A 15,765-nucleotide genomic window follows, 5' to 3' on the forward strand; every position below is an offset into this window, starting at 1 on the left:
CGTTTTAGAAATAATGAGGTAATAGATCCTTATGACAACTATAAATAATCTAAAAATTGCGGTGATAGGTCTGGGCTATGTGGGCTTGCCGTTAGCCGTTGAATTTGGCAAGCAGCATTCGGTGATAGGCTTCGATATCAATGCTAGCCGCATTGCGGCGCTCGATAGCGGTACCGACCATACGCTAGAAGTCAGTGAGGAAGAGCTAGCGGTAGCGATACATCTGCGTTATAGCTCAGATATCAATGAGCTTAAGGACTGTAACTTCTTTATCGTTACCGTACCTACGCCTATCGATAATTCTAAACAACCTGATTTAACGCCGCTGATCAACGCCTCTAAATCTATAGGGGCGCTACTAAAAAAAGACGACATTGTCGTTTATGAATCGACCGTCTATCCAGGCGCAACTGAAGAGGTATGTATTCCGGTGCTAGAAGAAGTCTCTGGACTCGTCTTCAATAAAGATTTCTATGCTGGCTATAGCCCTGAGCGCATCAATCCAGGTGATAAAGAGCACCGAGTGACCAATATCTTAAAGGTAACGGCAGGCTCGACCCCAGAAATCGCCGATTTTATAGATGAGGTTTATAACTTAATCATTACTGCCGGTACGCATAAAGCGGCAAGTATTAAGGTTGCAGAAGCGGCCAAAGTGATTGAGAACACGCAACGAGATGTCAATATCGCGCTGATTAATGAGCTAGCGGTTATCTTCAATAAAATGGGTATAGATACCGAAGCAGTACTAAAAGCCGCGGGTACCAAATGGAACTTTTTACCGTTTCGTCCGGGCCTCGTTGGCGGGCATTGTATCGGTGTCGATCCTTATTATCTGACTCATAAGGCGCAAGCTATCGGCCATAACCCCGAGATTATATTGGCGGGTCGGCGTTTAAACGACAGTATGGGTGAGTATGTGGTGACCCAACTGGTCAAAATCATGATTAAAAAGCGCATCCAAGTCGAAGGGGCTAAAGTTTTGGTCTTAGGGCTGAGTTTCAAAGAAAACTGCCCTGATGTGCGTAATACCAAAGTCATCGATATCGTCCATGAGCTCAATGAGTACAATATCGAAGTCGATGTCTATGATCCGTGGATAGATGCTAATGAAGCTCAGCGAGAATACGGTATTACTCCTATTGCGCAGCCTATCGCCAATCAATACGACGCTATTATTTTAGCCGTCGCTCATGCACAGTTTGTAGAGATGGGAGTAAAGGTAATGAGAGATTTTGGCAAAAATAATCACGTCCTTTATGATTTGAAGTATCTGTTCAGTAAAGAAGAAACCGACATGCGCCTTTAAGGCATTAAAACCAATAACACGCTCAAAGCCATAGGGAATATATTGACTATGACAGTGACCGCCTATCAACAAGTGACGCAAGCGTTAGCCCATGAGCCCAAGACTTGGCTGATCACCGGGGTAGCGGGTTTTATAGGCTCAAACCTACTCGAGACGCTACTGCTATTGGATCAAAAGGTGGTGGGACTAGATAATTTCGCCACTGGTTTTCAGCATAATCTTGATGAAGTACAAGGTTTAGTCAGTAGCGAACAATGGCAAAGATTTCGTTTTATTGAGGGAGATATCCGTAAGCTAACGGACTGTCAGAGCGTCTGCGTCGATATCGATTATGTATTACATCAAGCGGCGTTAGGCTCAGTGCCGCGCTCTATCGCTGATCCGATCAATACCAACGATACCAATATCTCCGGCTTCTTAAATATGCTAGTCGCGGCTCGCGATGCTAAGGTGACAAGCTTCACCTATGCCGCTAGTAGCTCTACTTATGGTGATCATCCGGCCCTGCCGAAAGTCGAAGACACTATCGGTAAGCCATTATCCCCTTATGCGGTGACGAAGTATGTCAATGAGCTCTATGCCGATGTGTTTGCTAGTACTTATGGCTTTCATACTATTGGCCTGCGCTACTTCAATATTTTTGGCAAACGCCAAGCTCCTGATGGCGCTTATGCGGCAGTGATTCCTAAATGGACGGCGGCGATGATCGCCGGCGATGCGGTCTATATCAATGGCGACGGTGATACTAGCCGTGATTTTAATTTTATTGAAAATGCGCTACAGGCTAATATCTTGGCAGCAACCGCTAACGATGAGGCTAAAGATCAAGTTTATAACGTAGCAGTCGGTGGCCGTACGACGCTGAATACTTTGTTTACCGCATTAAAAGAGAACTTAGCGATTAATGGGGTGGATTACGTACAAGATCCTATTTATCGCGACTTCCGTGAAGGGGATGTGCGTCATAGTCAGGCGGATATTAGTAAGATTCAACACGCATTGGGTTATGCGCCGCAGTTTGAGGTGATTGCCGGCATCGAAAAAGCCATGCCTTGGTACGTTAGTTTTTTACAAAACCGCTCGCCGTTGGATAAATTATGTTGACTATCATCAAGCAGCTGTTTGCTCTGCTGACAGATGAGCAGATAAGGCATTTTTATGTCTTACAAGTCTTAGTAGTGATTATGGCTTTTACCGAACTGTTAGGGATAGCTTCTATTGCGCCTTTTATGGCTCTGATTGGTGATATGAGCATACTGGAGACTAATGGCGTTTTTGCCCAGTTGTATCAGCTATCTGGTCTTAACGACCCCATAGATTTCTTGTTTTATACCGGTGTATTTGTGTTAGCTATGCTGACTTTTTCTACGGTGGTTTCTATGTTTACGATTTGGAAGCTGTCTATCTTTGGCGCCCGTATAGGGACGGAGCTAGCTGATCGCCTCTATACTTATTATATGCAGCAAAGCTGGCAATTTCACGCCAGTGGCAGCAGTGCCCAGCTGACCAAGCAGGTCTCTACCGAGGCGGCACGTATTAGTAATGGCATCATACAGCCGCTGGTGCGGATGAATGCCAAGCTGGTTTTGGCGCTGTTTATCTCTGTCAGTATCGTGATTTATGAGCCACTTATTGCCCTTTTAGGCTTATCTATATTTTCGTTAGCCTACTTTTTACTTTATAGACTGGTCCGAAAAAAGTTAGTGAGTAATGGTCAGAAGCTCTCTAATGTGTCGACTCAGCGTTTTCGGCTGATGAACGAAGGCTTTGGCGGTATCAAGGATGTGTTATTGCTCAATCGTAGCCATGATTTTATTGAGCGTTTTTATGACAGTGGTAAGGTCTTTGCCCGTGCGCAAGGGACCAATATCGCTATTAGCCAAGTACCGCGCTACTTTATAGAGCTCATAGCCTTTGGGGCGATGATTTCACTGGTGCTGGTACTGATCAAACTGCACTCGGGTAATTTAGGGGAAGTGCTACCTATTTTAGCGGTTTATGCGCTAGCTGCTTTTAAGCTCCTACCCGCTTTGCAGCAGATTTATGCCAGTGTTTCTACCATTAAAGGTAATGTCGCCGCTTTTGAAGCGGTAAAAGAGGACTTAGAGCGCTCATTCGAGAATCAAAAGACCCTTATTAATACTCCGATGCCGACACCGATTAGTCTGCACAAGAGCATCACTCTAAAAGAGATAGAGTTTCGTTATCCCGGAAAAGAGATAGCGGCAGTAGACGGCGTCAATATGACTATCCCTGTCAATAGCGTGATAGGTTTGGTCGGTTCTTCCGGCTCTGGCAAGTCTACTTTAATCGATTTACTGCTCGGCCTGCTGACCCCGCAACACGGTAGTCTGTATGTCGATGATATTCGTATTACTGCGAATAACAAGCGGGCTTGGCAAAACTTACTAGGCTTTGTACCGCAGAGTATATTTTTGAGCGAAGGCACTATTGCTGAAAATATTGCCTTTGGTGTTCCGAAGAAAAATATTAACCTAGAGCAAGTCAATAAAGCGTTAACTCTAGCCAACCTCAATGAGTTAGTTGAGCAGCTGCCAGAAGGTGTCAACACAAAAGTAGGCGAGCGCGGGGTAAAGCTCTCAGGAGGTCAACGTCAACGTATCGGCATTGCACGCGCGCTCTATCATGAAGCGGAAGTATTGGTCTTTGATGAAGCCACTAGCGCCCTTGACGGCATAACTGAAAAGATAGTGATGGATGCTATACATGAGTTCAGTGGCAAAAAAACCATCATTATGATTGCTCATCGCCTAAAGACGGTACAGAAATGTGATCTTATCTACTTTATGGAGCACGGGGAAATAATAGATCGTGGCACTTATCAAGATCTAGTAGTACGCAACTTAAAATTTAAGGAGATGGCGAAACACGCTTGACGAGACTAACGGCAGATCTAGAAGCTATCTTTATGCTCACAGTTGCTCAGAGCGCTTATTTTAGGGGTATATCAATAAGAGGATGGAATCTATGAAGATATTAATTACTGGCGGTGCAGGCTTCATCGGCTCTGCGGTGATCCGCCATATTATTAACAATACCGATAATGAGGTGTTAAACATCGATAAGCTGACTTATGCGGGTAATTTAGAGTCACTAGTAGATATCGACCAAAACGCCAGGTATCAGTTTCAACAGCTAGATATCTGTAACTCCCAAGCATTAGAGGATGTCTTTAATCGTTTTCAGCCTGATTTGGTGATGCACCTTGCCGCTGAGTCCCATGTCGATCGCTCCATTGATGGTCCAGCAGAGTTTATTACTACTAATATTGTCGGCACTTATACTTTACTAGAGGCTGCTCGTCAGTATTGGCAAAGCCTTGATGAGGCAGATAAATCTCGTTTTAGATTCCATCATATCTCAACCGATGAGGTATATGGTGACTTAGCAGGAACAGAGTCGCTATTTGTTGAGTCTACTCCTTACGCACCAAGCTCCCCTTATTCTGCCTCAAAAGCCAGTGCTGATCATCTGGTACGGGCATGGCACCGTACTTATGGTCTACCTATTATTGTTACTAATTGCTCAAATAATTATGGGCCGTATCATTTCCCAGAAAAACTAATTCCTTTAGTTATCTTAAACGCTTTGGATAATAGCGCCTTGCCGATCTATGGCAAAGGTGATCAGATCCGCGATTGGTTATTCGTAGAGGATCATGCGCGGGCGCTTTATAAAGTGGTGACAGAGGGCAAAGTCGGCGAGACTTATAACATTGGTGGCCATAATGAAAAACAAAACATCGAAGTCGTCACCACCATCTGCCAAATCTTGGATCAAAGACAGCCTCGTGCTGATGGCGCTAAATATGAGTCACTAATCCGCTTTGTCAAAGATCGTCCTGGTCATGATTTGCGCTATGCCATCGATGCTAGCAAGATGGCCAATGAGCTGGGATGGACGCCGATAGAGACTTTTGAGAGTGGTATTGAAAAAACGATTAGCTGGTACTTAGAGAATCTAGCATGGTGCCGGCGAGTACAAGACGGTAGCTATCAACGCAAACGACTAGGAGTACATCATGAGTCATAATACGAAAGGCATTATTCTAGCGGGCGGTTCTGGCACTAGGCTCTATCCTTTAACTCAAGGGGTGAGTAAACAGCTTATGGCAGTCTATGATAAACCTATGATTTTTTATCCGCTCTCAGTGCTGATGCTAGCGGGTATCAAAGAGATTTTGATTATTACTACGCCGGAAGATGCCTCACAATTCCAACGCTTATTAGGCGATGGTAGCCAGCTCGGTATTTCATTGCAATATGCGCAGCAGCCAAGCCCTGATGGCTTAGCGCAAGCGTTTATCATTGGTGAAGAGTTCATTGGTAAAAGTGACGTTTGCTTAATACTAGGGGATAATATTTTTTATGGTCATGGCCTAGTCAAAATGTTGCAGCAAGCCCAAGACAATGTACGAGATCACCAGTATGCAACCGTATTTGGCTACTATGTCAAAGATCCCAATCGCTATGGCGTGGTTGACTTTGACGATACTGGTAAAGCTTTGAGTATCGAGGAGAAGCCTGCAGCACCAAAAAGCTCTTATGCCGTAGTAGGCTTGTACTTTTATCCAAACTCAGTGATAGAGATTGCCAAAAAAGTCACCCCATCACAGCGCGGCGAGTTGGAGATCACCACAGTAAACCAGACTTATCTAGAGCGTGGACAGTTGCATGTCAAGCTTATGGGCCGAGGGTTTGCATGGCTAGATACGGGAACTCACGAGAGTCTAATAGATGCCAGTAACTTCATCCAAACGATAGAGAATCGACAAGGGTTAAAAGTCGCTTGTCTTGAGGAGATTGCTTTTGAAAAAGGCTATATAAACCGTGAGCAGCTACTGGCATTAGCCGAACCTCTGCATAAAAATCAATATGGCCAATATCTGATCAGACGAGCTAATGAAAGAAAGGTAGGGTACTAATATGCAGATTATAAAGACACATATCGCCGACGTTATTATCATCGAACCTAAAGTGCATGGTGATGACCGCGGCTATTTTGTCGAGACCTATCGTCAAGATATTTTGGAGCGCTTCGTGGGTCATAGTGTCGATTTCGTCCAAGATAACGAGTCCAAATCTGAGCGCGGGGTACTGAGAGGTCTGCATTATCAAACAGGCGATAGTGCCCAAAGTAAGCTAGTACGGGTCATTTCAGGGCGAATCTTGGATGTCGCTGTCGATATTCGTAAGGGTAGTCCAACGTTTGCTCAGCACGTTGCTATTGAGTTAAGCGCTGAGAATAAAAGGCAAGTGTTCGTACCAAAAGGCTTCGCTCATGGGTTTGTGGTGTTAGAAGATAATACTATCTTTAGCTATAAAGTCGATAATTACTACAGTCCTGCAGAGGATAGGGGCATCGCTTTTGATGATCCAAGCCTAGCGATTAACTGGCAACTGCCTACTAGCCAGCTATTATTATCAGCGAAAGATCAACAACAACCTTTGCTAGCTGACGCCGAGCTATTTAGCTATCAGAGCAATTATTATCAGACGAGTGATTATGAGTACTAATATTTTAGTGACAGGCGCAGGCGGGCAGTTAGGCTGTGAGCTGCGCTACCTCAGTGAAAGTAACAGTGAAAATATCAGTGACAACGAGCTTAGATTGAGCGAGGACGTAGCTTTTATTTTTGCTGATAAAAGTCGCTTAGATATTACCAATAAGAGCGCGATTGAGAGCTTTTGTAGTATCAATAGCGTGAGCCATATTATTAATTGTGCCGCTTTTACTGCGGTAGATAAAGCAGAGAGTGAAGCGGATAAAGCCAATACTATAAACCATCTTGCGGTCAAATACTTAGCTGAAGTAGCAAAAAAGCATAATATAGCTGTGATCCATATCTCAACCGACTATGTCTTCGATGGTAATAGTAAGCAAGCTTATCAAGAGACAGATATCCCTAATCCAGAAAATGTTTATGGCAAAAGCAAACGACTAGGTGAGCAAGCACTGCAGGATATTAGTCCCGCTAAAAGCATTATTATTCGTACTTCCTGGCTGTATTCTTTATTCGGCAGTAACTTTTTGACCACTATGCTCAGGTTAGGGCAAGAGCGAGAGCAGCTAAATATAGTGAGCGATCAAATCGGATCACCGACTTATGCTCGCGACTTAGCGAGAGCGATTTTACAGATTATCCCTCAGCTTAGCCGCACGAGTAAGGGTGTAGAAATCTATCACTATAGTAATCAAGGCCAGTGCAGTTGGTATGATTTTGCCAAAGCTATTTTTGCAGTAGCCGATATCGATTGTCGCGTAAAGCCGATACCTAGTAGCGGCTATCCCACGCCTGCCAAGCGGCCCAGTCATTCAGTATTAGCGACCGCAAAGATCCAGCAGGAGTTTGGAGTTGATTTAGTGCAATGGCCGCAAAGTTTAAGGAGCTGCTTAGCCCGTTATTGATTCAACTAGACAGAAATAAATTATATTCGCATACGAGAGAATATCATGATACCCGTCACGAAAGCTTATTTGCCCAATAAAGACAACTATCAAGACTACGTAGAAGGTATTTTTCGTCGTGGCTGGCTGACCAATAATGGGCGTCTGGTAAAAGAGCTAGAAAATCGTTTGCAGAATTATTTGGGTGTCAAGCACTTGATAGTAGTAGCCAATGGGACGCTGGCTTTGCAGCTGGCCTATAAGGCATTGGAGCTAAAAGGCGAGGTCATCACCACACCTTTTAGTTTTGTTGCGACTACTAGCAGCTTAGTGTGGGAGGGGTTGAAGCCTGTTTTTGTCGATATTGATCCTGCTACTTTTAATATAGATAGCACTAAGATTACGGCTAAAATCAGCAAAAACACTAGCGCCCTTGTCCCTGTACACGTCTTTGGCAACCCTTGTGAGGTAGAGCAGATACAAGACATCGCCCAACAGCACAATCTAAAGGTGATCTATGATGGCGCCCATGCGTTCGATACCCAGTATAAAGGTGAAAGCGTGTTAAGTTATGGCGATATCAGTACCTTAAGCTTTCATGCCACTAAGCTATTTCACAGCACTGAAGGTGGGGCCATCATCACTAATGATGATGAGCTGGCGGGCAAGATAAGACTGATGATGAACTTCGGTATCGCTAGTGCCACCCAAATCAACGCTATGGGTATCAACGCCAAGATGAACGAGTTTGAGGCGGCGATGGGGTTATGTGTATTAGATGAGATAGAGCTCATTAAAGATAGCAGGGCTAAAGTGTGGCGTCTCTATCAACAAGCTTTGACCCAAAAAACACTATCCTTTCAGCGCTGGCATAAAAACAGCAACAACAACCACGCTTATGCACCCATACTCTTTAACTCAGAAGCAGAGTTATTAAGAGTGGAGGCTAAACTGAAAAAAAACCATATCTTTCCGAGACGCTACTTCTATCCTAGTTTGGACACTTTAGACTATCTTGATGATAAGCAAGTCTGCAAACATTCAAGAGACATTGCCAGCCGAATTCTTTGCCTACCGTTATTTACCGGCCTAACAAAACAACAGCAAGATAAAATCATTGTGTGTATTAAGTCATGACAGCCAAAACAATACTGATCTTAGGCGGCTCAGAGTTTCAGGTCCCTTTGATTCAAGCGGCGAAACAGCTAGGCTTGTATGTGATCACATGCGATTATCTCCCTGATAATCCAGGCCATGCTCTCGCAGATAAATACCTCAATGTCAGTACCACTGACAAAGATGCGGTACTGCAAGTGGCTATCGATCATAAAATTGATAGTATTGCTACCTTTGCATCAGATCCGGCTATTCCTACTATAGGCTATGTCGTCGAGCATTTAGGCTTACCTGGTATTAGCGCCCGAGCAGCCGAGAGTTTTTCGCATAAAAGCTTGTTTCGGCAAGTGTTAAAACAAGCGGGTCTAAAAACACCAAGTTTTTATCTGACTGAGTCAGCTTCTATCCCACTTGGGCTACACGATAAGAAACCGTATATCGTCAAGCCTGTTGACAGCTCGGGTAGCAAAGGCGTCAGGTTAAGTACGGGCACTCAAAGCAATATTGTAGAGTGTATCAAGTACGCGTTGAGCTTCTCGCGCAGCCATAGATGCATCATTGAAGAGTATCTAGAGGGTCCGCAAGTTCATGGCGATGGCTTTTTGCAAGACGGTAAACTGATAGCGGGCTATTTTGGGGATCAGTACTTTTATACCCAAAGTGATAGCTTCATTCCTATCTCAACTCGGTGGCCGACAGTGCATGCTGATATTCACCAGCAATTAAAAAGACAGCTAGAGCAGCTAGCAGCTCATACTGGGTATCTCAATGGCCCTATTAATGTTGAAGCTCGGCTCAACCGTGACAACGAGCTGTACCTGATCGAAGTAGGCGCTAGAAACGGCGGCAACTTTGTACCTTTGCTGCAGCAGCGCTTAACTGGGTTTGATTATGTCGACGCGGTGCTCAAAACAAGCCTTGGACAACAGGTAATGCACAATGAGGCTTGTCAGCAAACTCAGCGCAAGATCGGTGCTTACTATGTTCTGCATGCGCAAACAGACGGCATTTTTGCCGGTATAAACATTGATTCCTCTCTAGAGCCTTATATCTTTTATAAAAAGCTATTTAAGGAAAAAGGCGAAGCTGTACAGCAGTATTGCGGCTCGCATACCTCGATTGGGGTTTTACTGTTAGCTTTTCCAACGGTTGAGTCAAGAGACCAGCAAATGGATGAAATAGCCGGTTTAGTCAAAGTGTTATATGCGTAACCACAGAGAATCAGAGGTTAGCGACAACGCTTAATAACCAAATCGAGCTGACAGGGGGATGATGATGCTAAAGAATATGAAGGTTTATCTAAGAGCTTTAGAGTTAGAGGATTACCAGACCTCTATCGCATGGAGGCAAGATCCAGAGATTTGGGATATGGTAGTCGGCCGGCGTTATTTTGTCTCAAGTGAGTTTGAGAAGAATTGGGTGCAGCAAGCGGGCGACTTGCCGGCGCAGTTGAAGCTAGCTATCTGCGATGTGCTCACAGAGGACTATATCGGTAACATATACCTCAGTAATATCGATTTTTTTAATCGAACCGCCAACTCAGGCAAGCTCATTGGCAACAAAGCCTACTGGGGCAAAGGATTTGGCACTCATGCTACGTTACTCCTTTTGTATCACGCCTTTTACGATTTAGGCTTAGAGAGAGTAGAGTCGCGTGTTTTACTGAGTAATCAAGCATCGATACGAGTACTAGAAAAGTGTGGCTATAAAACAGAAGGAGTCATGAGAAAAGCGGTGTTTAAACAAGGCCAGTCACAAGATTTGGCTTTGATGTCCGTAATTCGAGAAGATTACGATGAAGTGATTAAAATATACCAGTAAGTAGATTATAGGTTTGATTACGCTAAAGGCTAGTTGCAGCATTTATCACAAGGGTTATAAAGTGAATACTAACGTAGATAGCTCACAGATTAAGGACATAAATTTATCACCTCCTGAACCTAAATCAGAGGCAGAAATAATGGCTCATTGGCAAGAGAGCTATACCGTGCCTTTAGTGTCTGTTGTCTGTATTACCTATAATCATGAGCCCTATATTCGAGATGCTTTGAACGGGTTTTTGATGCAAAAAACGGACTACCCCTTCGAGGTGTTAATTCATGATGATGCGTCGAGAGATAATACTGCAGATATTATTCGCGACTATGAGCAAAGATATCCCCATATCATAAAACCTATTTATCAAACTGAAAATCAGTATTCCAAGGGTATAAAAATCAGTCCGACTTTTAATTTTCCAAGAGCGCAAGGGGACTATATCGCTTTATGTGAAGGCGATGATTTTTGGACTTGTCGCGATAAGCTCAACCGGCAAGTCTTATTCTTACGCACAAACCCTAAAATCTTTTTGTCTATTCACCGTGCCTATATCTGTATGGATAATCAAATCACTGAGATCTCTACTAGCCACGGAGAATCTGAGACCGTGCTGCCCTCAAAGTTAGTTTATACCACAGCTGGGCAGTTCTGTCCGACCGCTTCTATGGTCATCGCTAGAGAAAAAGTGGCAGTGATGCCGGAGTTCTTTGATAGGGTTCCCATTGGCGACTTTTTTTTAGAGGCCATGACAGCTATTGGCGGCGTGCATTATTTACCAGAGGCTTGTAGCGTATATCGCCTTGGTAGTAGAGGTTCTTGGACAAATAGGGTAGTCAGTGATGATGAGAAGTTCTTTAAAAAAAGCGAGAAAATGCTGGTCAGTTTAAAAGAACTAGAAGCCTATTTGCAGGCTCCTGATAGCCAGTATGTTCATCATAAAGCGACGGCTATACATCTTAATTTAGCCAATAGATATCTGCAGCAAGGGGATTTTGAAAAATCCAGAGAAAACTGGTTTGCTTCTTTTAAACCTATAAGGCGTCTACAAAGAACAGACATAAGACTGTTCTTAGGCCTATTAAGAATTAGGTTCTAAAGCGCTAAGTGCGCCTATCAGCTAGATCTAGAATCAGATCAGAATTATATTCGAAGTAAAGAATATAATTCTTTACAATAAGTAAACGCTATAGCATACTTATGTTAACTATTTGTTATATGTATCAGGGCATTAATCGAATTTAAAAGAAATAACATTGAAAATTTGCGAGAAAAGCTATGAATTATAAATCTTTTGCAGACCTCTCCATTGATATCAATAACAACTTATTCAAATTAAATAATGAAGACTATGATCTGATTGTCGGTATTCCTCGTAGCGGCATGATACCGGCATATATGATAGGACTTTATTTAAACGTTCACGTTACCAGCCTAGATTCATTTATCAATAACGAGAAGCTAACTTCCGGAGTATCCAGGAATACCAAAATGCCTCTCGTTTTTGCTATGGATGCTCAAAAGATTTTATTGGTAGACGATAGTATCGTAACCGGTAAAGCCATGCAGCTAGCATTAGCCAGAATTCCAAACAATATTAAAGAAAGTATCACTACCTGTGCCATTTATTCAGATAAAAAAAACAAGCCTGATATCGACATCTATTTAGAGTATGTCAAAAGGCCGCGAGTCTTTGAGTGGAATATTTTTCATGCAAGGCTGATGAAAAACGCTTGCTTAGATATAGATGGCGTACTGTGTATTGACCCTACAGAAGACGAAAACGATGATGGCGACAACTATATCCATTTTATGTTGAATGCCAAACCACTCCATATACCCAGCACCAAGATAAAAGCTTTAGTTACTAGTAGGCTGGAGAAATATCGCCCGCAGACTGAGCAATGGCTCAATGCCCATAACATACAATACGATGAGCTAATAATGCTAGATCTACCTAGCAAAAAAGAACGTCAAAAGCTGGGCTTACATGCCGAACATAAGGCTGCCTACTATAAAAAGTCCGGGCTCGATCTTTTTGTAGAAAGTGCGCCTACACAAGCCTTGGCGATTATGACCGCCACAGGCAAGCCCGTTTTCTGTACGGATAATAATCAGATGTACGCTCCCAATATAAGCCGAGCCTTGATTAAGTCGCCAACGAGCTTGTTAAAACAGTGGGAACATTCAATCGCTATCAAGCTGCCTGTCTCACTAAAAAGAATCATCAAGCCGATTTATACTACATTGCTAACGCGAAACTAATGACTTAAGTGAATGCTAGTGCTATAGGCGCAATTCAATGATACGGAGCTATTTTGAAAAAAATAACGATACTTCTTCCTGATATGCGCGAGGGCGGTGTTGAAAAAATGCGCCTGATCTTAGCTAAAGAGTGGCGGTCTCAATACGATGTCGAGTTTCTACTGCTATCGAAAAGAGGCGGGTTACTTGAGCTTATTCCTAAAGATATTCGAGTAACTGTGCTCAACATAACTAGATATAGAAGGCTGCTTCCTAGCTTAATGCGTTATATTCGCCAAGAAAAACCACAGGTTATTTTGGCGGCGATGTGGCCGTTGACGGTTGTTGCTGCACTGGCAACTAAACTGAGTCTACAAAAGACTATTTGTGTGATCAGCGATCATGCTATTTTGTCAGCTCAATATCAGCCTAAAGGTAAATGGCATGACTTGGGTCTCAGAGCAAGTATGGCGCTCTCTTATCGGCTGAGTAATGAGGTGGTCGCTGTTTCAAAAGGCGTAGCCAAAGACATCGCTTTATTATCCTCACTACCTTTAGAGTCGATCAAGGTTATCTATAATCCCGCCTCAAAAATAGAGCTAAGTAACTTTCAAGTCAAAAGTCCCTTTGCGGTCGGTGATGGACTAGCTATCATAGCGGTAGGACGTTTTAAAAAAGTTAAGAACCATGCGCTACTAATTAAAGCCTTTGCGCTAGTCAGAAAACAAGTAAAAGCTAAGCTTTATATCGTAGGTGATGGGGAATTAAGGGATGAATATGAGGTATTGATTGAGTCGCTCAACTTACAACAAGATGTTGTTTTAACCGGATTCGTCAATGACCCTTCTGCCTACTATATTCATGCTGATCTATTCGTCCTGTCATCCAACTACGAAGGTTTTGGCAATGTCATCGTCGAGGCTATGGAGGCGGGAACTCCCATTGTCGCCACCGACTGCGAATCTGGTCCTAGAGAGATTCTTGAAGAGGGGAAATACGGCACGTTAGTACCCGTGGGGGATGTTAAGGCTTTAGCTGACGCTATGCTTGCATCATTAGAACAAGAGCACGACCATGAAGCGCTAAAGCGTCATGCCGCTGACTTTTCAGTAGCCAAAATCTCCGCTCAGTATTTGGCCGTTATGTTTCCTGATAGCGGCTAAATGAAAGCTCAATACAAAATATTCTCTAGAAAGCTAAATTTTATCAATTTTTGCCTGTAATTACGGGTAAATAACAAAAATACTGCTATTCAAATTAAGATTCAATCGAATCAGTAGTAGCTATAAACTCAATAATATGTAATATTATGGATATAAAGAGTACAATAATTACACGGTACAGTATCATTTGCGAAGCAAAAATTTGTGATTGATAGGCTTTTAATCAATAAGGTGGCTATCTAAAAAACTTATTGGGTGATTATATTTTAATGCAGCGTTGCTTATGTAATATTACTTGTACAGTATTATTAGGGTAGTGATTACTACAGCTAGCAAGGATGACATATGGAAGCTGTTATAGATACAGGCGTCAGCATGCATGAGCTTTGCGAAAAGCTGTTTCCTATATGTCGCAGTATAACGGGTGATGGCTTTCGTGAGTCTTTAGCGATAATAAAAAACGATATGCAACTGGATAACTTGCAGTTTTTTGAAGTCGCCACAGGTACTCAGTGCTTCGATTGGGAAGTGCCCAAAGAGTGGAACATTAGGGATGCTTATATTCTGACTCCCGATGGTGAAAAGATTTGCGATTTTAAAGCCTCCAATCTGCATGTTGTTGGTTATTCCACGCCAGTGAATCAAGAGATCTCGCTTGAGATGCTGCAAAACCATTTGTACTCATTACCCAATCAGCCCGATGCTATCCCTTATATTACCTCATACTATCAAGAGCGCTGGGGTTTTTGTCTCACCGAGCAGCAAAGAGAGACGCTTGAACCTGGCACTTATCAAGTGTATATCGATAGTGAGTTAACAGCGGGCAGCCTTACTTATGGTGAGTTGGTCATAGCAGGTGACACAGAGCAAGAAGTGTTTTTGTCCAGTTATTTATGCCATCCTTCGATGGCCAATAATGAATTATCAGGTCCAGTTGTCACCGCCTTCTTAACCAAATGGTTGTTAAGCTTACCCTCTAGAAAATATACCTACCGCATTATCATCATCCCTGAAACCATCGGTTCTATTACGTACCTCAGCCGCCATTATCAAGAAATGAAAAAGAACATCATCGCGGGCTTCAATATTACCTGCGTAGGTGATGATAGGACTTATTCATACTTACCTTCAAGAACCGGCGATACGTTAGCCGATCAAGTCGCCAAGCATGTTCTAGCCCATACCTATCCTGATTATATGAGTTATTCGTTTTTAGACAGGGGCAGTGATGAGCGGCAGTACTGTAGTAGCGGGATAGATCTACCTGTCTGCTCTATTATGAGAAGCAAGTATGGCTGCTATCCTGAGTATCATACCTCCTTAGATGATTTAGAATTGGTAACCGCTAATGGCTTACTTGGTAGCTATCAGGTACTAAAAAAAGCTATCCAATGCCTTGAGGCCAATGAGACTCTAACCTCGACAGTACTGGGTGAGCCTCAACTCGGTAAGCGCGGTCTATACCCTACTATCGGCACTAAAGAGGGAGGCAAAGTAGTACAGAATATGATGGACTTTCTGGCTTATTGTGATGGGGTCAGTAGTAACTTGGAGATAGCAGAAAAGATAAAGGTACCACTGTGGGAGCTCAACGATATTATAAATCAATTAAAAGCTGAGCAATTACTAAAAAGTATTCACTAAGTACTTGCGCAAAGTCCACAGCTCAAGGTATTCAGTTGTCTTTAGTATTCAAAACTAGCTACAGTT

The 15,765-nt window shown here is 43.1% G+C and carries 14 protein-coding genes; all 14 read left to right on the forward strand.

What is annotated here, in order from left to right; translation table 11 throughout:
- Nucleotides 1-31 precede the first annotated feature (31 nt).
- Nucleotides 32-1,309 carry a Vi polysaccharide biosynthesis UDP-N-acetylglucosamine C-6 dehydrogenase TviB gene (gene tviB, locus ACTXGJ_RS09180; protein WP_443565717.1) on the forward strand — a complete coding sequence of 426 codons (1,278 nt, stop codon included), beginning with the start codon at nucleotides 32-34 and terminating at the stop codon, nucleotides 1,307-1,309.
- 54 nt (nucleotides 1,310-1,363) lie between these two features.
- On the forward strand, nucleotides 1,364-2,413 hold the full coding sequence (locus tag ACTXGJ_RS09185; protein WP_443565778.1) for an NAD-dependent epimerase/dehydratase family protein: 1,050 nt from the start codon (nucleotides 1,364-1,366) through the stop codon (nucleotides 2,411-2,413).
- On the forward strand, nucleotides 2,407-4,206 hold the full coding sequence (locus ACTXGJ_RS09190; protein WP_443565718.1) for an ABC transporter ATP-binding protein: 1,800 nt from the start codon (nucleotides 2,407-2,409) through the stop codon (nucleotides 4,204-4,206). The genes ACTXGJ_RS09185 and ACTXGJ_RS09190 overlap by 7 nt, the downstream gene beginning before the upstream one ends.
- A gap of 91 nt (nucleotides 4,207-4,297) precedes the next feature.
- Nucleotides 4,298-5,362: a dTDP-glucose 4,6-dehydratase gene (rfbB, locus tag ACTXGJ_RS09195; protein WP_439243646.1), complete on the forward strand. Its 1,065-nt coding sequence runs from the start codon at nucleotides 4,298-4,300 to the stop codon at nucleotides 5,360-5,362.
- Entirely contained in the window at nucleotides 5,352-6,254 is a 903-nt protein-coding gene (rfbA, locus tag ACTXGJ_RS09200) for a glucose-1-phosphate thymidylyltransferase RfbA (RefSeq protein ID WP_443565719.1), read from the forward strand. Before rfbB ends, rfbA begins: the two co-directional genes overlap by 11 nt.
- Before the next feature lies 1 nt (nucleotide 6,255).
- Complete coding sequence (gene rfbC / locus ACTXGJ_RS09205; protein ID WP_443565720.1) at nucleotides 6,256-6,846, forward strand: dTDP-4-dehydrorhamnose 3,5-epimerase; 591 nt, start codon at nucleotides 6,256-6,258, stop codon at nucleotides 6,844-6,846.
- The gene (rfbD, locus tag ACTXGJ_RS09210) at nucleotides 6,836-7,738 is read left to right on the forward strand and encodes a dTDP-4-dehydrorhamnose reductase (RefSeq protein WP_443565722.1); all 903 of its coding nucleotides are present in this window, start codon (nucleotides 6,836-6,838) and stop codon (nucleotides 7,736-7,738) included. The genes rfbC and rfbD overlap by 11 nt, the downstream gene beginning before the upstream one ends.
- Nucleotides 7,739-7,783: 45 nt before the next feature.
- Entirely contained in the window at nucleotides 7,784-8,854 is a 1,071-nt protein-coding gene (locus tag ACTXGJ_RS09215; protein WP_443565724.1) for a DegT/DnrJ/EryC1/StrS family aminotransferase, read from the forward strand.
- Nucleotides 8,851-10,044, forward strand: a complete 1,194-nt coding sequence (locus ACTXGJ_RS09220; RefSeq protein WP_443565726.1) for an ATP-grasp domain-containing protein — start codon at nucleotides 8,851-8,853, stop codon at nucleotides 10,042-10,044. The genes ACTXGJ_RS09215 and ACTXGJ_RS09220 overlap by 4 nt, the downstream gene beginning before the upstream one ends.
- Before the next feature lie 58 nt (nucleotides 10,045-10,102).
- Entirely contained in the window at nucleotides 10,103-10,654 is a 552-nt protein-coding gene (locus tag ACTXGJ_RS09225; RefSeq protein ID WP_439257443.1) for a GNAT family N-acetyltransferase, read from the forward strand.
- A gap of 61 nt (nucleotides 10,655-10,715) precedes the next feature.
- Entirely contained in the window at nucleotides 10,716-11,747 is a 1,032-nt protein-coding gene (locus tag ACTXGJ_RS09230; RefSeq protein WP_443565727.1) for a glycosyltransferase family 2 protein, read from the forward strand.
- 179 nt (nucleotides 11,748-11,926) lie between these two features.
- A complete protein-coding gene (locus ACTXGJ_RS09235; protein WP_443565728.1) occupies nucleotides 11,927-12,913 on the forward strand; it encodes a phosphoribosyltransferase family protein in 987 nt (328 codons plus the stop codon).
- Between the two features lie 53 nt (nucleotides 12,914-12,966).
- Nucleotides 12,967-14,055: a glycosyltransferase gene (locus ACTXGJ_RS09240; protein ID WP_443565729.1), complete on the forward strand. Its 1,089-nt coding sequence runs from the start codon at nucleotides 12,967-12,969 to the stop codon at nucleotides 14,053-14,055.
- Nucleotides 14,056-14,400: 345 nt separating this feature from the next.
- Nucleotides 14,401-15,699 carry a DUF4910 domain-containing protein gene (locus tag ACTXGJ_RS09245; protein ID WP_443565731.1) on the forward strand — a complete coding sequence of 433 codons (1,299 nt, stop codon included), beginning with the start codon at nucleotides 14,401-14,403 and terminating at the stop codon, nucleotides 15,697-15,699.
- Nucleotides 15,700-15,765: the final 66 nt, after the last annotated feature.

Source organism: Psychrobacter sp. 1Y11, assembly GCF_052259045.1.
Classification (GTDB): Bacteria; Pseudomonadota; Gammaproteobacteria; order Pseudomonadales; family Moraxellaceae; genus Psychrobacter.